Below are 18,125 nucleotides of genomic sequence, written 5' to 3' on the forward strand. Positions count from 1 at the left end.
TCGCCTTGACGGCGCGGCGTGACGTCGCTCAGTTGATTACAGATGTAATACTGGGGGCGAGCATGGACACCGGTCACGGCTATCGGCGCGACATCGACGGCCTGCGGGCCGTGGCCGTGGCGGCGATCGTCATCCACCACGCCTTTCCGGGCCTGCTGCCCGGCGGCTTCGTCGGGGTCGACGTGTTCTTCGTCATCTCCGGCTTCCTGATCACCCGGCTGATCGCCGAAGCGCGCGACGCGGGAACTTTCTCGTGGGGCGGCTTCTACCTGCGCCGGGCGCGGCGGATCATCCCCGCCTATCTGCTGGTCGTGCTGGTCACGGCGGCCCTGGCGGTGGTGATCGAGATGCCGCGCCTGCTGGCCATGACCGGCGCGGCGACGGCGGCCTCGGGCCTGTTCGCGGCCAATATGCTGTTCGCCCAGACCGCCGGCTATTTCGCGCCGGGCGCCCAGCAGAACCCGTTGCTGCACCTGTGGTCGCTGGGCGTCGAGGAACAGTTCTATCTCGTCTGGCCGGCGCTGCTCGCCCTGTTGTGGTGGAAACCTCTGCGGGGTCGGCGAGCGATCCTGGCGCTGCTCCTGCTGCTGGCCTCGCTGGTGCTGGCCCAGGCGCTGGTCGGGCGGGGCGCGGCGACCTGGGCTTTCTTCGGCCTGCCGACGCGGGTCTGGGAGTTCCTGGCCGGCGGGGTTCTGGCCCTGGGCCTGGTCAAGCCGCCGGGGGACCGCACGACGGCCAATCTCGCCGGAGTGATCGGCGGGCTGATGATCGCCGCCAGCCTGGCCCTGCTGAACGAGGCCAGCGCCTTTCCCGGGCTCTCGGCCGTTCCGGTCTGTCTGGGGACGGCGCTGCTGATCTGGTGCGGCATGGGCGCCCGGCCGGGCCCGGCCGTCCTGCGCCTGGCGCCGGTCGTCGGCCTGGGGCGGGTGTCGTATTCGCTCTATCTCTGGCACTGGCCGCTGCTGGTCCTGGCCGCCGACGTCGCCCAGCAGCCGCTGACGATATTGCAGCGCCTGGGCCTCGTCGCCTTGTCGCTGGCTTTGGCCGTCGTGACCTGGCGCTTCATCGAACAGCCGTTCCGGCGCGGTCCGATCGATCGTCCCTGGCGACGCCTGGGCGTCCGGCTCCTGCCGCTGCTGGTCCCGATCGCCATCGGCGCGGCGCTGTTCTTCAGCCACGGCCTGCCCCAGCGGCTGTCTCCCGCCGCCAAGGCCCTGGCCGAGCTGGAGGAGACCGACGTCAATCCGGCCCGCAAGGCCTGCTTCGAGAAGGCCAGGACGGCCAAGCCCGAGGACTGCCGCTTCGGCGCGCATCCAGACGGTGTCGGCGACGACGTGCTGGTCTGGGGCGACTCCCACGCCGACGCCCTGACTCCCGGCGTGGTCGACTGGGCCGTGGCCCGCGGCTGGAGCGTCCGTGAGGCAGCGCGCGGCGGCTGCCCGCCGCTGGTCGGGGTCAATATCCGCACGATGTACCGCTTCAAGCTGGAATGCGCGGCCGCCGCCGACCAGGCCATGGCCCTGATCGCCTCGGACCGGAAGCTGAAGCTGGTGGTGCTGATGGGCCGCTGGCCGCTCTATCGCGACGCGCCGCCGTTCTACGACGTCAACTCGCCGCGCGTGACGATGGAGGTGATCGGCCAGCCTGGGAAGCGTCAGCGCGTGTCGACCGCCCTGAAGGCCACGCTGGACGCCATCGCCCGTCGCCGGCCCGATGTCCGGGTGCTGGTGGTCGGGCCATTCCCGGAGCTAACCCTGGGCGCGCCCGAGTGCCTGGCCCAGCAGAAGCAGATCGGCGGCCGGCCGGGGGTCTGCGCCAGCGTCGCCGCCGACCTGCCTCTGTCGCGGACCTTGCCGGCCGAGGACGCCCTGCGCGCCGCTGTCCAGGATCGCCCGAACGTGGCGGTGGTGTTCCCGTCCGAAACCCTGTGCCGCAACGGTCGTTGCCTGGCGATGATGGACGGGGAGCCGATCTATTTCGACGACGACCATCTCAGCGCCTCGGGCGCGCGCCGCCTAGCGCCGGCCTGGCTGGAAACGGGCTGGTCACGCTTGGAGAAACCGGATCCGGCGCGTCTAGATGGGCCATGACCTTCAAGACCGTCGCTGTCGCCCTTGGCCTGCTCTCGGCCGCCGCGCCAACCCACGCCCACGCCGATGAGGAGGGCTGGAAGCTGGTGTGGTCCGACGAATTCGACGGTGACCGGCTGGACGACGCCAAATGGACCTATGCCGCCGACTGCGGCGGAGGCGGCAATGACGAGCGGCAGTGCTACGTGTTCAGCCCGCAGACGGTGTCCGTCGGCGGCGGCGTGCTGAAGCTGACGACGATCAAGCGCAGGACACAGGGCCTGACCAATCCGTGGGCTGGGCCGACGGGGCCGATGAAGACCGGCGACTACGCCTCGGGCAAGATCCTGACCAAGGGCAAGGCGTCGTGGCTCTACGGTCGCATCGAGGCCCGGGCTCGCGTCCCGGGCGGCCAGGGCGTCTGGCCGGCGATCTGGATGATGCCGGAGCGCGGGGCCTATGGCGGCTGGCCGCGCTCGGGCGAGATCGACATCCTGGAGACGGTCAATCTGGGCGCGCCGTGCGGATCTTGCGAGGGCGGTCGTGAGAACCGGATCTTCGGCACGATCCACTTCGCCGGCGATGCGGCCGGCGCTCACAGGCAGGTCAGCACGGCCACGCCGATGCCGGCCTCTCCCACCGGCTTCCACGTCTACGCGGTCGAGTGGTCGCCCGAAGCCATCGTCTGGTTCGTCGACGGCCAGCGCTATGCCGAGGCCAAGGCGGCGCAGTGGAAGCGCGACGAGAAGGGGGAGGCAACCGCCGCGCCGTTCGACCAGCCCTTTCACCTGATCCTCAACCTGGCCTTCGGTGGCCGCTGGCCCGAGAGCGCCAACGCCAAGGGCGTCGACGAGACCGCCCTGCCGGCGACGATGGAGGTCGACTGGGTGCGGGTGAGCCAGAAGCCCTGACCACGTCTTTGCCTTTAATTCGCCGCGCCGCTGAGGACTTCATGCGTCAACCCAGGGTGGCGAGGCGTCAATGAGCGTGATCTCAGCGGTTCTGGCGTCTGCCCTGCTGGCGGCCGCGCCGACGGATGACGCCGTCCAGACGACGGTGGCGCGGGTGAAGACCATCGGTGACCGGGCGGCGATCATCGAGGCGATCACCGGCATGGGATTCGTCGACTCGGCGATGCGGACGGCCATGCTCGAGGCGTCGAAGACTCTGCCGCCCGATCAGCGCGACGCCGCCCAGAAGGCGGCCGGGCCGTTGATCGTGGCGCAGGACAAGATCCACGTGGCGAGACTGAAGGCCATCATCGCCGAGCACGGCTGGCCGAAAATCTCGGAGACCTCCGAGCGCACCTCGGCGTCGGCGGTGACCCTGGTCAATCACGCCAGCTTCGATCTCGCGTTTCAGCGGGACGTTCTCGCCCTGATCGAGCCTCTGGCCAAGACCCGCGAGGCGAGGCCCGAGGACTATGCGCGGCTCTACGACCGCCTGGCCACGGTCGACAAGCGCCCCCAGCGCTACGGAACCCAGGGGACCACCTGCAAGGACGGAAGGTACGCGATCCCCAACGACCTAGAGGCGCCCGAGACCCTGGACCAGCGCCGCGCCGCCGTCGGCCTTCAGCCGATCGCGGAATATCTTGGCGTGCTGGACAAGATGTATGGGGCTTGCAAGCCGCCTTCGAATTGAAGAGCGCCTAGAGCCTCCGCCCCTAGACCCGCCTGGCCATCGCCCGGCATTCCTCGTGACGATAGCATGTCACCAAGTGGTCGTTGACCAAGCCGGTGGCCTGCATGAAGGCATAGACGATCACCGGGCCGCAGAACTTGAAGCCCTTGGCCTTCAGCGCCTTGGCCATGTCGACGGCCAGCGGCGTCTGGGCCGGGACCTCTCCGGCGCGCCATGCGTTCTGGATCGGCGCGCCGCCGACCATGTCCCACAGGAATTGGCCGAAGTCCTCGCCCCGCTCGCGCATGTCCAGATAGATCCGCGCGCCCGAAATGGCCGCGTCGATCTTGCCGTTCGAACGGATGATGCCGGCGTCGGCCATCAGCCGGGCGCGGTCGGCGTCATTGAAGCGGGCGACCTTCTCCGGATCGAAGTCGGCGAAGGCGGCGCGGAACCCCTCGCGCTTGCGCAGGATGGTGATCCACGACAGTCCGGCCTGGAAGCCGTCCAGCACCAGCTTCTCCCACAGGGCGCGGCTGTCCCACTCGGGAACGCCCCATTCATCGTCGTGATAGGCCTCGTAGAACGGGTCGCCGTTCATGCCCTTCCAGGTGCAGCGTGTGGGTTCGGTCATGCGGCGAAGCTAGCAGAAGATCGCGAACTGGCCAGAACTTTTCAGGAACATGCGTTTTCGCGCGACGGATCGGCCGCCTTGGTGCGTTACAAGGCGTTAGAGGGATTAAGCCAAGGAGCAGACGCCGATGAAGCGCCTGAAGACTCTCGCCCTATTGGCCCTGGCGACAGCCACCGTGGCCGCGACGCCCGTCCTGGCCCAGCGCCATGACCGCGACAACAACCCGCCCGGCCCGCGCGGCGGCCCCGGCACCAACTGGGAGAACCCGCCCGGCTGGCGTGGCGGTCCGGGGGCCTCGCCCGACCGCCGCTACTACCGCTGGCACGGCAAGCGCGTCGAATTCCGCTATCGCAACGGCTACTACTACAACCGCGCCTATGGCTACTATCACCCGCGTTACGGGTGGTGGAACCAGGCGGCCCGGTGCTGGCTGGACAACGACAACAACCCGCCCGGCCCGCGCGGCGGCCCTGGCACCAACTGGGAGAACCCGCCGGGCTGGCGCGGTGGTCCAGGCGCCTCGCCCGACCGCTTCGGCCGCTGCCGCTAGCTAGGTTAGCCAGGCCGGACGGTCGACGCGCACCGGCCGGCCGTCGGCCGTCAGGTCCGCGCCCTCGATACGGTCGAGGCGCAGCAGGGCCAGGGCCCGGCCGTCGCGGCCGCTCAGCACCTCGCCGGCCCGCAAGGTCCCGGCCAGCACCTCGGTCCCGAAGGCCGGGGCGGGGCCGTCGAAGGTGATCGGCAGCATGCGGTTCTTGATCACGCCGCGCCGCTTCATGCGGCTGGTCGTCTCCTGGCCGACGAAGCAGCCCTTCTTGAAGTCGATGCCGGCCATCAGGTCGAAGTCCGCTTCGATCGGATAGGTCGTCTCGCTGCCCCAGTCGGCGGGGCCGGGGACGCCGAGGGCAAGGCGATGGGCCTCGTAGGCGTCCTCGTCGGCGTTGGAGAGGCGGTCGTCATAGGCGCGCGCGCCCAGGCCCGGGAGGCGTGGGTCGACATAGGGGCCCGAGACGCCGTCGCCGAACACCGCCAGCACCGGCCGGTCGCTGGCCTCCAGCGTCACCTTGGCGCGCAGGCGGTACATGGTCAGGCGTTGCAGGATCGCCGCGCGGTGCTCGGCCGCCACGTCCAGCAGGGCGCCGTCATCAGTCCCGGCCACGAACAAGTCGTAGAGCAGCTTGCCCTGCGGCGTCAGCAGGCCGGAAAAGCGCAGTTCGCCCGGCGCGAGGGTCTCGACGTCCTGGGTCAGCAGACCCTGCAGGAAGCCGCGCCAATCCGGGCCGGACACGGTGATGACGGCGCGGGAAGCGAGGCGGGCGACATTAAGCGAGCTCATGCCAGGAGATGTGGCGCCGAGTCCCCACCAACGCCAGTCCCTGAAAACGGGGAAAGCTCAACTGTTAACGTGGGATGCGCCGACTCGCCGACTGATCTATGGATAGTCCGATGACACAGCGGGCTTTCCCGATTCTCTTCATCACGGCCACCCGCATCGGTGATGCGGTGCTTTCGTCCGGCCTCATCCGGATGCTGGCCGACCAGATTCCCAACGCCCGCTTCACGATTGTCGCCGGTCCGCTGGCCGCGCCGCTGTTCGCCCACGTGCCGGGCCTGGACCGCGTGATCGTCATGGAGAAGGGCAAGGGCAAGGGCCACTGGTTCAAGCTCTGGCGGCAGGTGCGCCACAAGAAGTGGAGCCTGGTCGTCGACCTGCGCGGATCGGCCACGGCCCTCTTCCTGCGCCGCGACAAGCGGGCGATCTGGAAGAAGCTGCCGGGCGAGGTCGTGCACAAGGTGGTCGACGCCGCCCGCACCTTGAAGCTGGAAGGCGACCCGCCCGCGCCGCACCTCTACATCACGCCCGATGTCCAGGCCCTGGCGGATGATCTGCTGGCCCCAATCGCAGGACAGGGGGAGGGACCGATCCTGGCCGTCGGGCCGGCCGCCAACTGGGTCGGCAAGGTCTGGCCGATCGAGCGCTTCACCCAGACGGTGGCCCAGCTGCTCGACAAGGACGGCCCGATGGCCGGGGGGCGTCTGCTGATTCTGGGCGGACCCGAGGACACCCGCATGATCGAGGAGCTGCGCAGGGCCTCGGCCCGTGGCCGCACCATCGACCTGACCGGCAAGGTGGACCTGCTGACCGCCTATGCCTGCCTGCGCCGGGCGCGCCTGTTCATCGGCAACGACTCGGGCCTGATGCACATCGCCGCTGCGGCCGGCGCGCCGACCCTCGGCCTGTTCGGCCCCTCGGACGAGCGCCGCTATGCGCCCTGGGGCGACAAGGCCGTGGCGGTGCGGGGCCCGCGCGGCTTCGACCAGTTCCTGGCCGTCGACCCGGACCTCTCGCAGGCCATCCGCCACATGAGCGACCTGCCGGTGGCCACGGTGATCCGCGAGGCCAAGGCCTTGCTGATCCGCACCGAGCCGAGCGCCGAGGTCTCGCCGCAGGAAGCGGAGGTCGAGGACACGATCGCCGAGGAGGCCGCCGGCGCCGAGATCGCGCCGCTGGCCGAAGAGCCCGCGCCCGAACCCGTCGAGGCGTCGGTCGAAGAGGTTTCGCCTGAACTGGCCGTCGTCGAAGAGGCCCTGGCCGAGGAACGCGCGGCCGAGCGGGACGCCAGCTAGTTTCGGTTGCCTCGCGAGCGAGCCGGTCCTACGACCGCCTCAACCCATCGCCAGGAGCCGTCCCATGACCCAGACTTTCGACCTGATCGTGCGTGGCGGCGAAGTGGTGAACCACGCGGGACGCGGGATCACCGACATCGGCGTCCGGGGCGGCAAGATCGTCGCCATCGGCGATCTCTCTCAGGCCTCGGCCGGCGAGGTGTTCGACGCGGCCGGCCTGACCGTTCTGCCGGGCGTCATCGACAGCCAGGTCCACTTCCGCGAGCCGGGGCTGGAGTGGAAGGAAGACCTGGAGAGCGGCTCGCGCGGCGCGGCCCTGGGCGGCGTGGTCGCCGTCTTCGAGATGCCCAACACCGAGCCCACCACCACCGACCCGGACGCCCTGGCCGACAAGCTGGCCCGCGCCAGGAACCGGATGCACACCGACCACGCCTTCTATGTCGGCGGCACCCACGAGAACGCGACGTTCCTGGGCGAGCTGGAGCGCCTGCCGGGCTGCTGCGGCATCAAGGTGTTCATGGGCGCCTCGACGGGCTCGCTGCTGGTGCAGGACGACGAGGGCGTCGAGAACGTGCTGCGCCACGTCAACCGCCGCGCGGCCTTCCACTCGGAAGATGAGTACCGCCTGGCCGACCGCCGCCACCTGGCCCGTCCCGGCGACTGGACCAGCCACCCCGAGGTGCGCGACGCCCAGGCCGCCCTGCAGTCGACCCATCGCCTGGTCCGCATCGCCAAGTCGCTCGGCAAGCGCATCCACGTGCTGCACGTCACGACCAAGGAAGAGATCGACTTCCTGGCCCAGAACAAGGACGTCGCCTCGGTTGAGGTCACGCCCCAGCACCTGACCCTGGTGGCGCCCGAGGCCTATGAGCGGCTGAAGGGCTTTGCGCAGATGAACCCGCCGATCCGCTCGGCCGACCACGTGGCCGGCGTCTGGCGCGGGATCGAGGCGGGCATCGCCGACGTGCTGGGCAGCGACCACGCCCCCCATACCCGCGAGGAAAAGGCCCGTCCCTATCCGGCCTCGCCGTCGGGCATGCCGGGCGTCCAGACCCTGGTGCCGGTCATGCTGACTCACGTGGTCGACGGCAAGCTCAGCCTGGAACGCTTCGTCGACCTGACCAGCCATGGCGTCAACCGCGTGTTCGGCCTGGCCGACAAGGGCCGCATCGCCGAGGGTTTCGACGCCGACTTCACCATCGTCGACATGAAGGCCCGCAAGGTCATCACCAACGACCAGATGGCCAACCGCGCCGGCTGGACTCCCTTCGACGGCTTCGAAGCCAAGGCCTGGCCGATGGCGACCATCGTGCGCGGCGTCGTGGTCATGCGCGACGACGAGATTGTCGCGGAAGGCAAGGGCGAGCCGGTGCGGTTCCTGGAGACGCTGGCTGGCTAGAGTTCGGTCCGCCTACGGATCAGCCATAGCCGCTCCGCCGGTCCGGGCGCCATGTCCAGCGCCCGATCATAGGCCTCCAGCGCTTCGTCCCGCCGGCCCAGCCGCGCCAGCAGGTCGGCGCGCACGGCATGGAACGGCTGGAAGTCGTCCAGCCGCGCGGCGTCCAATCCATCCACCTCGGCGAGCGCCGCCGCCGGTCCCGCCACCTCCGCCAGCACCACGGCGCGGTTGATCCGGACGAATGGATCTTCCCGCCAGGCCAGCAACAGGTCGTACAGCGCCAGGGCGGCAGACCAGGGCGGCGGTTCGGCCAGTGCGCGGCGCATGCACCAGACGCCGTGCAGCGCCGCCCGCAGCTGGCGCGGCCCAGGCCGATTCAAGCGCGCGGCCGCCCACAGCAGCGCCTCGCCCTCCAGGATCAGCGGTCGCCGCCACAGCTTGGGATCCTGCTCCGACAGCGGGACCATCGCCCCTTCCGCATCCAGTCGCGCCGGCCGCCGCGCCTCGGCGAAGCGGACCAGGGCGGCGAAGGCCAGGCATTCCGGCTCGTTTGGCAGTAGCTCGGCCAATACCGCCGTCAGGTCCAGCATCTCGCGGGCATAGCCGGCATGCTGGCCGGTCCCGGCGGCGTCTTCGTGGGCGCGAGCATAGGCGACCTCCAGGGTCGAGAGCACGGCCGCCAGGCGCTCGGGCCAGGCCTCGGGACCGGGGACTTCGAACGACACGCCGGCCTGGGCGATCTTCTTCTTGGCGCGGGTCAGGCGCTGGAACATGGCCGGCTCGGCGACCAGGAAGGCGCGGGCGATCTCCTCCACGGACAGGCCGCAGACCAGCCTCAGGGTCAGGGCCGCGCGAGCCTCGGGCGCGACGGCCGGATGACAGCAGACGAAGATCAGCCGCAGCCGCTCGTCGGGGATCAGACGGGCGTCGCAGGCCAGGATGTCCTCGGCGGAGGGCTGGGGTTCGGGGGCGTCCGGCGCCAGGCGCTGATAAATGATCCGTTTACGGATTAAGTCGATCGCATGGCGCCGCGCCGTGACGTAGAGCCAGGCGGCCGGGTCCAGGGGCGGGGCCGTCGGCCAGACGGCGGCGGCCCGCGCGCAGGCCTCGGCCCAGGCCTCCTCGGCCAGGTCCAGGTCGCGGAAGGTCGCGGCCAGGGCGGCGACGATGCGCCCGCCGGCCTCCCGCGCGGCCCCTTCAAGAGCCGTTCTGGAGTCGGGCGTCTTCAATCTTCGTCGATGACGGGGCGGACCTCGACCGCGCCGTCGCCGGCCAGCGGGATCCGCTTGGCGATGGCCAGGGCCGCGTCCAGGTCCGGAACCTCGACCAGGTAGAAGCCGCCCAGCTGTTCGCGCGCCTCGGCATAGGGACCGTCGTGCAGAGCGTGCTGGCCGTCGGTCTTGCGCACCGTGGTGGCCGTGTCGACCGTCTTCAGGCCCGAGCCGCCCTTCAGGACGCCCGTGGCCGCCAACTCGCCGGCCAGGGCCTGGTGGGCGGCGATGATCCCGTCCAACGCCCGGCCGTCGCCCGCGCGGTAGAGGTCTTCGTTCTCGTAGATCAAAAGGGCGTATTGCATGGCGATATCTCCCGACGAGCCCGCGACCATCGCGGCGCTTCGACCTTTGAGACGCGTCGGCTCGGCGAGATTCGACAGCGGACGACGAAAAATGTCGAGAGGGGCGCCGCGGCGGCCGGATTGAACCGCGCCGCTGGCGGTCGCATAACAGGGCATGGACGGATCCAACCCCCACACCGCTCCCTTCCGCGACGCCCGCTACGCGCCTCGCGCGCTGGAGGTCGAGCGACTTGGAGGCCATGAGGGCGAGACGCTGATCCTGCGCAATCCGATGGCCTATTCGGACGCGGTGCGGACCACGACCGAGCCGCTGGCGCGGTGGGCCGCCGAGGCGCCGGATCGGGTCTGGCTGGCCGAGCGCGCCAATGGGCAGGGGGGCGACGACTGGCGAAAGGTGAGCTACAGCGAGGCCAAGGCCAAGGTCACGGCCCTGGCCGGCGGGCTCGCGGGCCTTGGCCTGTCGCGCGGCCGGCCGCTGCTGATCCTGGCCCGCAACGGGATCGACCACGCCTTGATCGCCTACGCCGCCATGAGCCTGGGCGCGCCCGCCGCGCCGGTCTCGCCGCAATACGGGCTGAAGGGCGCGGACCTGACCCGGCTGCGACACGCCGTCGAGCGGCTGAAGCCGGCGGCCGTCTATGCCGACGACGCCGAAGCGTTCGGCGACGCCCTGGCCGCGCCGTTCCTGGCCGGCCTGCCGGTCGTGGTCAGCCGCCACGCGCGGCCGGGCGACGTGACCTTCGACGATCTGCTGGAAAGTCCGCCGATCGAGCCGGTCGCCCAGCCCGGCGACGTCGCCAAGCTGCTGCTGACCTCGGGCTCCACGGGACGGCCCAAGGCGGTGGTCTGCACCCACGCCAACATCGCGCTGAACGCCGCCCAGATCGAGGCCTGCTACGCCGATCCCGAGCCGCCGGTGCTGGTCAATTCCGCGCCCTGGAGCCACAGCCTGGGGGCCAACGCCATCCTGCACATGGTGCTGCACCGGGGCGGGACCCTGTACATCGACGCCGGCCAGCCCGCGCCCGGCCGCTTCGCCGAAACGGTGCGGAACCTGCGCGAGGTGGCGACGACCTATCACAACATGGTCCCCGCCGGCTGGGGGCTGTTCGTCGGCGAGCTGGAGCGCGACGAGGCGCTGGCGGCCAGGTTCTTCGAAAAGGTGCGGGTGCTACAGTACGGCGGGGCCTCGATGGCCCAATCGATCCTGGATCGCGTCCAGGCCGTGGCGGTGCGGACGATCGGCGAGCGGATCACCTTCGCGGCCGGCTATGGCGCGACCGAGACCGGGCCGACGGCCTGCAACATCCACTGGCTGAACGCCCGCTCGGGCATGGTGGGGCTGCCGACGCCAGGCACGGCGGTGAAGCTGGTCCCGGCCCCAGGAACGAAGGATGGCGACGGCGGCAAGTTCGAGGTCCGGGTGAAGGGGCCGCAGGTCTCGCCGGGCTATCTGGATCAGCCGGAAGCCACCGAGCAGGCCTTCGACGAGGACGGCTTCTACCGCCTGGGCGACGCCGCCCGGCTGGCCGATCCGGAGGATCCGGCGGCGGGGCTGGTGTTCGACGGGCGGCTGGTCGAGAACTTCAAGCTGGCCAGCGGCACCTTCGTCGCGGCCGGGGCCCTGCGGGTGGCGGCGGTGTCGGCGATCGGCGGCGTGGTCTCCGACGCGGTGGTTTGCGGCGAGGGGCAGGACGGCGTCGGCCTGATGCTGTTCCTCGACGCCAAGGCCTGCGAACACCTGAAAAACGAAAGAGGGGGAGACGAGGCGGCCGTGCGGGCGGCGATCGTCGACGGCCTTTCGCGCATGAACGCCTCGGCCAAGGGCGGCGGCGGCAAGGTGCTGCGCGCCCTGATCCTGGACGGCGCGCCCGACGCGGCCAGCGGCGAGCTGACCGACAAGGGCTACATCAACCAGGCCCTGGCGCGGGATCGGCGGCCGAACGAGCTGGCGCGGCTGTTCGCTACGATACCGGACGACGGGGTTCTAGTTCTTTAGCCGCGCCCAGACAGATCAGAAGCTGGCCGAAATAATAGAGGCCCCAGACCGCCAGGCCGGTGGCCAGGTTGTCGGGCAGGTCGCCTTGCCGGGCGAAGATCAGCAGGTCCGAGACCACGAACATCAAGGCGCCCAGGCCGACGGTCTTGAGCGGGAAGCGGCTCATCAGGGCGGCAGCGGCCATGACCGCCAGGAACAGGCCGTAGAACGCGACGCCCGGCGCGCCGGCTCGATCGTGCGGGAGCAGATAAGCGATCCCGACCACGACCGGGATCAGGACCAGCGGGATCAAGGTCCCCGGCTTGCGATGCCGCAGATAGAGCCCGCTGGCCACCACATGGCCCAGCAGGAACGACACCGCCCCGACCGTCAGGCCGTGGGTCTCCAGCAACACGTCGCCGCCCGCGCCAAAGGCCATCACGGCCGCCAGCAGCCAGCCGTCCAGGTTCTTGGCCCGCAGCGCCGCGTGGACCGCCAGCAGCGCCACGCCGGCGCCCTTCCAGGCCGTCTCGACGCCCGGCGGCAGGGTCAGTCCCCAGGTTGACACATAGCTGACGCCGGCGATCAAGGACGCGATCAACGTCCAACGCGCGGCCGCGCTCATACCTTGCATCGAACGTTTCCCCCCGATTTTGCCGACCAGACTGCAATGGCGATCGGCTGATGCGCAACCGGGTTGGCCTGCTTGCCGAAATGTCGGAGACAAGAGGCCTAAAAAGCGGAGGAACGCATGAACGGCGCGGACGCCCTGATCACCACCCTGGCCGATAACGGGGTCGTCGCCTGCTTCGCCAATCCGGGCACCAGCGAGATGCAGTTCGTCTCGGCCCTGGACCGCGAGCCGCGCATGCGCTCGGTGCTGTGCCTGTTCGAAGGCGTGGCGACCGGCGCGGCCGACGGTTATGGCCGCATGGCCGGCAAGCCCGCCTGCACCCTGCTGCATCTGGGGCCCGGCTATGCGAACGGCGCGGCCAACCTGCACAACGCCCGCAGGGCGTACACCCCGGTGGTCAACGTCATCGGCGATCACGCCACTTATCATCGGGGCTTCGACGCGCCGCTGAACAGCGACATCGCCGCTTTGGCCGCCCCCAATTCGCTCTGGGTCAAGTCGGCCGAGACCGCCGACAGCGTCGGCCCGCTGGCCGCCGAGGCCATCGTCGCCAGCCACGGAACGCCCGGCGGGAACGCCTGCCTGATCCTGCCCGCCGACGCCGCCTGGAACGAAGCGACGGTGAAGGGGCCAGTCGTCACGCCGGCGGCCTTCGCCGAGCCCGACACGGCCGCTGTCGAGAGCGTCGCCAAGGCGCTGGGCTTCGCCAGTAAGCCGGTGCTGCTGCTGGGCTCGGGCGCCTGCGGCGAGGTCGCCCTGGCGGCGGCCGGGCGGCTGGCGGCGCACGGCGTCCGCATCCTAACCGACACCTTCACCGCCCGTCAGGCCCGTGGCGAGGGGCGCTTCCGACCCGACAAGCTGCCCTATTTCGGCGAGCAGGCCCTGAAGGACCTCGATGGGGTCGACCTGATGGTCCTGGTCTCGACCCAGCGTCCGGTGGCCTTCTTCGCCTATCCGGACCGGCCGAGCGTGCTGGTTCCCGAAGGCTGTTCGGTCGAGACCTTGTGTGGCCGCGAGGTCGACGCGGCGGCGGCCCTGAACGCCCTGGCCGACGCGATCGGCGCCCCGGCCGCGGGCCCCGTCGAGGCCTATGCCGCGCCCGACGCCCCGGCCGGCCGCCTGGACGCCTGGGCGATCGGCGCATCGGTCGCGCGGCACATGCCGGCCGACACGGTCATCTCGGACGACGCGGTGACCGCCGGCCTGCCGATCTTCACCCAGACCAGGGCCGCCCGCGCCCACGACTGGCTGTCTCTCACGGGAGGCGCGATCGGCCAGGGTATTCCGCTGGCGATCGGCGCCGCCGTGGCCTGCCCGGACCGCAAGGTCCTGGCCCTGACCGGCGACGGGGCGGGGATGTACACGGTGCAGGGCCTCTGGACGATCGTCCGCGAGCAGCTGGACGTCACCGTCGTGGTCTTCGCCAACCACGCCTACCGGATCCTCGGCATCGAGCTCTCCCGCACCGGGGCCGGCAATCCGGGCCCGGCGGCCTCGCGGCTGCTGGATCTGGGCGACCCTCGCATCGACTGGGTGAAGCTGGCTCAGGGGATGGGCATGCCGGCCGAACGCGCCGAGACCGCCGAAGCGTTCGACGACGCCTTCGCCCGGGCCATGGCCGCGCCCGGGCCGCGCCTGATCGAGGCGGCGCTCTAGCCAAGAAAAGGCCCGCCGGATCGCTCCGGCGGGCCTCGTCATTCAGAGATCAAGCGCTGGGATCAGCCCTTGACCTTGTTGGTCGGCAGCTTGCAGCCGCCGCCGATGCCCTTGGCTTGGGCGCAGGACAGGAACTCCTTGGCCGCCGGCTTGGCGACGCCCGTCGGATAGCCCAGCACCCAGCCCGGCAGACCGTCCGAGCAGGCGACTTCGACGAAGCCTTCGTTGTCGGTCGAGCCCATGACGCGGACGTCGGAGACCTTGCACGAGGCCTTGTTGAAGCCGACCAGATCCTGGCTCAGGCGGGCGTACTGCGTGTCCTTCTTGGTGAAGGAGCAACGGTAGCCGTTGAGCTCGGCCGTCAGGCAGTCGAACACCGTGCCGCCGCCGGCGGCGGCGAACACGGCGATGGCGCCGACTTCACTGCCCTTGCACTTCAGCTCGACGACTTCCTTCTTCGGATCGGCGCTCGGCAGCATGCCGTACTTCTCGACGTCGCAGGGGAAGCCGGCCTTGGCCGACAGCTTGCTGTAGAAGCCGGCCTGCTCGGTCTGAGCGGCGACGGCGTCGGTCATGGTGCAGCCGCCGCCGACGAAGCCGGCCTGGGCGCAGGGGATCGACTTGACGAAGGCGTTGGTGGCCATCGCCTGCTGATACATGTAGCCCTTGCCGTCCTGGCAGGCGACTTCGAAATAGTTGTCGTTCTTGGTGCTGAGGACGTAGCGGCGGTCCTTGATCACGCAGTTGTTGGCCGCGGCCGTGTTCAGCGTGTCGACCAGCTGCAGCTGGGTCTGACGGTTGGTCAGCTTGCAGCTGACGTTACCGCCCTCTTCGTACAGCAGGCAGCTGTTGGCGACGACTTCGCCGTTCAGGTTCATCGGGTTCGTCGTCTGGACGATGTAGCCGGCGCCGCCCTTACAGGCGACCTCGAAGAACGAGTTCTTGGCGCCGGAGCCGATGGCGCGGGCGTTTTCCTGCTCGCAGGTCACGCCGGCCTTCTTGACGTAGGGGGCCAGTTGAGCGCCGGGGTTGGCGTTGCCTGGCAGCAGGCAGGCGAGGCCGCCGACCTTGCCGTCCGGACCCGGCTGGCTCGATTCCAGGCAGGAATACAGCTGCGGGGCGCCTTCCTTCTTGGCGATGACCGCGAAGCCCATGCCTTCGTTGCAGGCGACTTCGTAGTACTTGTCGCCAGCCTTCTTGTCCTCGCCCATGTAGCGGGCGTCGGAGACGGTGCAGCTCGCGCCGCTGGCCTGGATGACGGCCGGGGCGTCCTTCTTACCGATCTCGCGCGACTTGGCGTCGATGGCGGCGGGCTTGCTCTTCTCTTCCTTCGGCGCCGAAATGACAGCGGCCGGAATGAGAATGGCGACCGCGAGGGCGGCCGACAGGCCGATCGCGAAAGGCCTCATGGGTAACATCTCCTGGGTGGATTCCTCGCGCGGACATAAGCGCGTGCTTGTATCAGGGGTCAAGACACCGTCCGACCCAGGCGTGATGATGACTGGGTTTCAGGGCAAAAAATGGGTTGGATCAACGACAAGCGCCGGTTGAACGGGGCCTGAGGGAACGAAAATGCGCGACGGATTCGAAGACGAAGCGGCGGCCGAGACGCCGGAGGTCCGCAAGGCCGGGCGGCTGGTCTATCCGTTCGAAACCGCGCCGGAGGCCGGCTCGGGCGGCGCCGTGGAGGTCGCGCCCGGCGTGCTTTGGCTGCGCATGCCGCTGGGCGGCTCGCTGCAGTTCATCAATGTCTGGGCCATCGAGGATGGCGAGGGCTGGGCGATCGTCGACACCGGCGTCCAGACCCGCGAGACCAGCCAGGCCTGGCGCGACGCCTTCGCCGGCGCCTTGGGCGGCAAGCCGCTCACCCGGGTGATCGTCACCCACCTGCATCCCGACCATATCGGCCTGGCTGGCTGGATGACCCGCAAGTTCGACTGCCGGCTGTGGATGACCCGGCTGGAATATTTCCAGTGCCGGATGCTGGTCGCCGACACCGGCCGCGAGGCGCCCGAGGACGGGGTGAAGTTCTTTCACGCCGCCGGCTGGGACGAGGACGCCATCGAGAACTACAAGGCCCGCTTCGGCGGCTTCGGCAAGGCGATCTACGCCCTGCCCGACAGCTATCGCCGGCTGTCCGACGGCGAGGACTTCGACATCGGCGGCAAGACCTGGCGGGTGGTGACGGGGCAGGGGCACTCGCCCGACCATGCCTGCCTGTGGTGCCCCGAACTCAATGTGCTGATCTCCGGAGACCAGGTGCTGCCGCGCATCTCGTCCAATGTCTCGGTGTTCCCGACCGAGCCGGACGCCGACCCTCTGAGCGACTGGCTGCGGTCGCTGGCCAAGGTCAAGGCGACGGTCCCCGACGACGTCATCGTCCTGCCCGCGCACAACGATCCTTTCGAGGGGCTGCACACCCGCATCGACGGCCTGATCTCGGGCCACGAGCGCGGCCTGGCGCGGCTGGAAAAGAAGCTGTCCGAGCCCAAGCGGGTGGTCGACACCTTCGGGGCGCTGTTCGCGCGGCCGATCGGGCCGGACCTGCTGGGCATGGCGACGGGCGAGGCGCTGGCGCATCTCAACTGCCTGATCGGTCGCGGCAAGATCCGGCGCCAGCTGGATGGAGACGGCGTGGCCTGGTACGCGGCTTTTTCTAGTCCCGACTAGAAACGCTCGTTTGACATTTCGCATACGAAACATAATCTGCGGCCATGTCCGTGTCCGCTGATCGCCGTCTCATCTTCCTGCTCAACGCCGGCCATCGGCGCGTGCAGCGCTGGATCGAGGGTAAGATGGCGGCCAAGGGCGGCCTGACCGCCGCCCAGTCGGGGGTGCTGTTCTATCTGGGTGAGCAGGACGGAGCGCTGATCGGCGAGGCCGCCGACGCGCTGGACCTGGCCCCTTCGGCCATGACCGGCCTGATCGACCGCATGACCCGCGCCGAGCTGGTCGAGCGCCAGGCCGATCCCAAGGATGGCCGCGCCATGCGCCTGCGCCTGACCGCCAAGGGCCGCGCCGCTCGCCAGGCCGCGAAGGCGGGTCTTGATGGCGTCAACGCCCACCTCACCGAAGGCTTCACGGACGAGGAGATCGGCGTCGTCGCGCGCTGGCTCGCCAGTCTGCAGACCAAGTTCCCCAAGGGAGACCAACAATGACCGATCACGTGAAGGTCGAGATCGACGCCGGCGTGATGACCCTCACCCTGGCGCGTCCGGAGAAGAAGAACGCGCTGTCGAACGCCATGTACGGCGTGCTGGCCGACAGCCTGGAGGCGGCCGAAGCGGATTCCGCCGTCCGCGTCGTGGTCATCCAGGCCGACGGCGACAGTTTCACGGCCGGCAACGACCTGCAGGACTTCGCGGCCCAGGCCACGGGCGCCTTTACCGGCGAGCGACACGTGCTCCGCTTCCTGAAGGCCCTGGCCAACGCCACCCGGCCGCTGGTCGCCGCAGTCCAGGGCCAGGCCGTGGGCGTGGGCACGACCATGCTGCTGCACTGCGACCTGGTGTTCGTGACGCCCGACGCGCGCCTGACCACGCCCTTCGTCAACCTGGCCCTGGTTCCCGAGGCCGCGTCGAGCTGGCTGCTGCCGGCCCGCATCGGCCATGCCCGCGCCTACGCCATGTTCGCCCTGGGCGAGGCGATCGACGGCGCCACCGCCGTGGCCTGGGGCATAGCCAACGGCTCGGCCGAGCTCGGTGACCTGCGGGCCCGCGCCCGCGCCGCGGCCGACCAGCTGGCCAAGCGTCCGCTGGGGGCACTAACCGTCACCAAGCGTCTGATGCGCGACGCCGAGAAGATCGCCGCCCTGATGGATGTCGAGGGCGCCGAGTTCGCCGCGCGCCTGCAGACGGCCGAGGCCCGCGAAGCCTTCATGGCCTTCGCCGAACGAAGGGCTCCCGACTTCTCGAAGGTGGGCTAAGCT

General features: G+C 69.9%; 17 protein-coding genes. 11 read left to right on the top strand and 6 right to left on the bottom strand.

Translation table 11 applies throughout. The features are described from left to right. Positions 1-62: 62 nt before the first annotated feature. From AC07R7_RS05370 to AC07R7_RS05380, 3 genes are all read left to right on the top strand, one after another. The gene (locus AC07R7_RS05370; protein ID WP_494634408.1) at positions 63-2,090 is read left to right on the top strand and encodes an acyltransferase family protein; all 2,028 of its coding nucleotides are present in this window, start codon (positions 63-65) and stop codon (positions 2,088-2,090) included. Continuing rightward, on the top strand, positions 2,087-2,980 hold the full coding sequence (locus AC07R7_RS05375) for a glycoside hydrolase family 16 protein (protein WP_494634409.1): 894 nt from the start codon (positions 2,087-2,089) through the stop codon (positions 2,978-2,980). Before AC07R7_RS05370 ends, AC07R7_RS05375 begins: the two co-directional genes overlap by 4 nt. Before the next feature lie 70 nt (positions 2,981-3,050). Next, positions 3,051-3,713, top strand: a complete 663-nt coding sequence (locus AC07R7_RS05380) for a DUF6624 domain-containing protein (protein ID WP_494634410.1) — start codon at positions 3,051-3,053, stop codon at positions 3,711-3,713. A gap of 22 nt (positions 3,714-3,735) precedes the next feature. On the opposite strand, the gene AC07R7_RS05385 is transcribed toward AC07R7_RS05380, so the two are convergent. After that, positions 3,736-4,326, bottom strand: a complete 591-nt coding sequence (locus tag AC07R7_RS05385) for a DNA-3-methyladenine glycosylase I (RefSeq protein WP_494634411.1) — start codon at positions 4,324-4,326, stop codon at positions 3,736-3,738. A gap of 127 nt (positions 4,327-4,453) precedes the next feature. On the opposite strand from AC07R7_RS05385, the gene AC07R7_RS05390 reads away from it, so the two are divergent. Then, positions 4,454-4,876: a hypothetical protein gene (locus AC07R7_RS05390; protein ID WP_125155099.1), complete on the top strand. Its 423-nt coding sequence runs from the start codon at positions 4,454-4,456 to the stop codon at positions 4,874-4,876. Here AC07R7_RS05390 and ygfZ read toward each other — a convergent pair whose 3' ends face one another. After that, positions 4,877-5,662, bottom strand: coding sequence for a CAF17-like 4Fe-4S cluster assembly/insertion protein YgfZ (ygfZ, locus tag AC07R7_RS05395; RefSeq protein ID WP_494634412.1), 786 nt, complete (start codon positions 5,660-5,662; stop codon positions 4,877-4,879). It abuts the gene before it with no gap. A 110-nt stretch (positions 5,663-5,772) separates the two neighbouring features. Between ygfZ and AC07R7_RS05400 the strand changes: the two genes are divergently transcribed. Both AC07R7_RS05400 and AC07R7_RS05405 read left to right on the top strand, forming a co-directional pair. Continuing rightward, positions 5,773-6,954, top strand: coding sequence for a glycosyltransferase family 9 protein (locus AC07R7_RS05400; RefSeq protein WP_494634413.1), 1,182 nt, complete (start codon positions 5,773-5,775; stop codon positions 6,952-6,954). A gap of 64 nt (positions 6,955-7,018) precedes the next feature. Beyond that, entirely contained in the window at positions 7,019-8,353 is a 1,335-nt protein-coding gene (locus AC07R7_RS05405) for a dihydroorotase (RefSeq protein ID WP_494634414.1), read from the top strand. On the opposite strand, the gene AC07R7_RS05410 is transcribed toward AC07R7_RS05405, so the two are convergent. Both AC07R7_RS05410 and AC07R7_RS05415 read right to left on the bottom strand, forming a co-directional pair. Then, positions 8,350-9,582, bottom strand: a complete 1,233-nt coding sequence (locus AC07R7_RS05410) for an RNA polymerase sigma factor (protein WP_494634415.1) — start codon at positions 9,580-9,582, stop codon at positions 8,350-8,352. The genes AC07R7_RS05405 and AC07R7_RS05410 overlap by 4 nt on opposite strands. Then, complete coding sequence (locus tag AC07R7_RS05415) at positions 9,579-9,929, bottom strand: YciI family protein (RefSeq protein ID WP_492888104.1); 351 nt, start codon at positions 9,927-9,929, stop codon at positions 9,579-9,581. The genes AC07R7_RS05410 and AC07R7_RS05415 overlap by 4 nt, the downstream gene beginning before the upstream one ends. Positions 9,930-10,083: 154 nt before the next feature. Here AC07R7_RS05415 and AC07R7_RS05420 point away from each other — a divergent pair, with 154 nt between their 5' ends. Then, on the top strand, positions 10,084-11,928 hold the full coding sequence (locus tag AC07R7_RS05420) for a feruloyl-CoA synthase (protein ID WP_494634416.1): 1,845 nt from the start codon (positions 10,084-10,086) through the stop codon (positions 11,926-11,928). On the opposite strand, the gene AC07R7_RS05425 is transcribed toward AC07R7_RS05420, so the two are convergent. Further along, a complete protein-coding gene (locus AC07R7_RS05425; RefSeq protein WP_494634417.1) occupies positions 11,894-12,541 on the bottom strand; it encodes a lysoplasmalogenase in 648 nt (215 codons plus the stop codon). The genes AC07R7_RS05420 and AC07R7_RS05425 overlap by 35 nt on opposite strands. Positions 12,542-12,658: 117 nt before the next feature. Here AC07R7_RS05425 and AC07R7_RS05430 point away from each other — a divergent pair, with 117 nt between their 5' ends. Further along, the gene (locus AC07R7_RS05430; RefSeq protein WP_494634418.1) at positions 12,659-14,197 is read left to right on the top strand and encodes an acetolactate synthase large subunit; all 1,539 of its coding nucleotides are present in this window, start codon (positions 12,659-12,661) and stop codon (positions 14,195-14,197) included. A gap of 62 nt (positions 14,198-14,259) precedes the next feature. Here the strand turns inward: AC07R7_RS05430 and AC07R7_RS05435 are convergent, their stop codons facing one another. Continuing rightward, positions 14,260-15,615 (bottom strand): hypothetical protein, encoded by a 1,356-nt coding sequence (locus AC07R7_RS05435; protein WP_492888100.1) that lies wholly within the window; start codon positions 15,613-15,615, stop codon positions 14,260-14,262. A 154-nt stretch (positions 15,616-15,769) separates the two neighbouring features. On the opposite strand from AC07R7_RS05435, the gene AC07R7_RS05440 reads away from it, so the two are divergent. The 3 genes from AC07R7_RS05440 to AC07R7_RS05450 are packed head-to-tail and all read left to right on the top strand — an operon-like array spanning position 15,770 to position 18,122. Next, positions 15,770-16,867, top strand: a complete 1,098-nt coding sequence (locus AC07R7_RS05440; RefSeq protein ID WP_494634419.1) for an MBL fold metallo-hydrolase — start codon at positions 15,770-15,772, stop codon at positions 16,865-16,867. A 44-nt stretch (positions 16,868-16,911) separates the two neighbouring features. Continuing rightward, positions 16,912-17,355 (top strand): MarR family winged helix-turn-helix transcriptional regulator, encoded by a 444-nt coding sequence (locus AC07R7_RS05445; RefSeq protein WP_494634420.1) that lies wholly within the window; start codon positions 16,912-16,914, stop codon positions 17,353-17,355. After that, a complete protein-coding gene (locus AC07R7_RS05450) occupies positions 17,352-18,122 on the top strand; it encodes an enoyl-CoA hydratase-related protein (protein WP_494634421.1) in 771 nt (256 codons plus the stop codon). Before AC07R7_RS05445 ends, AC07R7_RS05450 begins: the two co-directional genes overlap by 4 nt. Positions 18,123-18,125 lie beyond the last annotated feature (3 nt).

The organism is Caulobacter sp. GW821-FHT05F04, from assembly GCF_059419665.1.

What these genes read in the sequence shown, in the direction of transcription:
- AC07R7_RS05445 (WP_494634420.1), top strand. Translation starts at nt 16,912, where the DNA reads ATGTCCGTGTCCGCTGATCGCCGTCTCATCTTCCTGCTCAACGCCGGC.
- AC07R7_RS05370 (WP_494634408.1), top strand. Translation starts at nt 63, where the DNA reads ATGGACACCGGTCACGGCTATCGGCGCGACATCGACGGCCTGCGGGCC.
- AC07R7_RS05420 (WP_494634416.1), top strand. Translation starts at nt 10,084, where the DNA reads ATGGACGGATCCAACCCCCACACCGCTCCCTTCCGCGACGCCCGCTAC.
- ygfZ (WP_494634412.1), bottom strand. Translation starts at nt 5,662, where the DNA reads ATGAGCTCGCTTAATGTCGCCCGCCTCGCTTCCCGCGCCGTCATCACC.
- AC07R7_RS05415 (WP_492888104.1), bottom strand. Translation starts at nt 9,929, where the DNA reads ATGCAATACGCCCTTTTGATCTACGAGAACGAAGACCTCTACCGCGCG.
- AC07R7_RS05405 (WP_494634414.1), top strand. Translation starts at nt 7,019, where the DNA reads ATGACCCAGACTTTCGACCTGATCGTGCGTGGCGGCGAAGTGGTGAAC.
- AC07R7_RS05385 (WP_494634411.1), bottom strand. Translation starts at nt 4,326, where the DNA reads ATGACCGAACCCACACGCTGCACCTGGAAGGGCATGAACGGCGACCCG.
- AC07R7_RS05450 (WP_494634421.1), top strand. Translation starts at nt 17,352, where the DNA reads ATGACCGATCACGTGAAGGTCGAGATCGACGCCGGCGTGATGACCCTC.
- AC07R7_RS05375 (WP_494634409.1), top strand. Translation starts at nt 2,087, where the DNA reads ATGACCTTCAAGACCGTCGCTGTCGCCCTTGGCCTGCTCTCGGCCGCC.
- AC07R7_RS05430 (WP_494634418.1), top strand. Translation starts at nt 12,659, where the DNA reads ATGAACGGCGCGGACGCCCTGATCACCACCCTGGCCGATAACGGGGTC.
- AC07R7_RS05440 (WP_494634419.1), top strand. Translation starts at nt 15,770, where the DNA reads ATGCGCGACGGATTCGAAGACGAAGCGGCGGCCGAGACGCCGGAGGTC.
- AC07R7_RS05435 (WP_492888100.1), bottom strand. Translation starts at nt 15,615, where the DNA reads ATGTTACCCATGAGGCCTTTCGCGATCGGCCTGTCGGCCGCCCTCGCG.
- AC07R7_RS05380 (WP_494634410.1), top strand. Translation starts at nt 3,051, where the DNA reads ATGAGCGTGATCTCAGCGGTTCTGGCGTCTGCCCTGCTGGCGGCCGCG.
- AC07R7_RS05390 (WP_125155099.1), top strand. Translation starts at nt 4,454, where the DNA reads ATGAAGCGCCTGAAGACTCTCGCCCTATTGGCCCTGGCGACAGCCACC.
- AC07R7_RS05425 (WP_494634417.1), bottom strand. Translation starts at nt 12,541, where the DNA reads ATGCAAGGTATGAGCGCGGCCGCGCGTTGGACGTTGATCGCGTCCTTG.
- AC07R7_RS05400 (WP_494634413.1), top strand. Translation starts at nt 5,773, where the DNA reads ATGACACAGCGGGCTTTCCCGATTCTCTTCATCACGGCCACCCGCATC.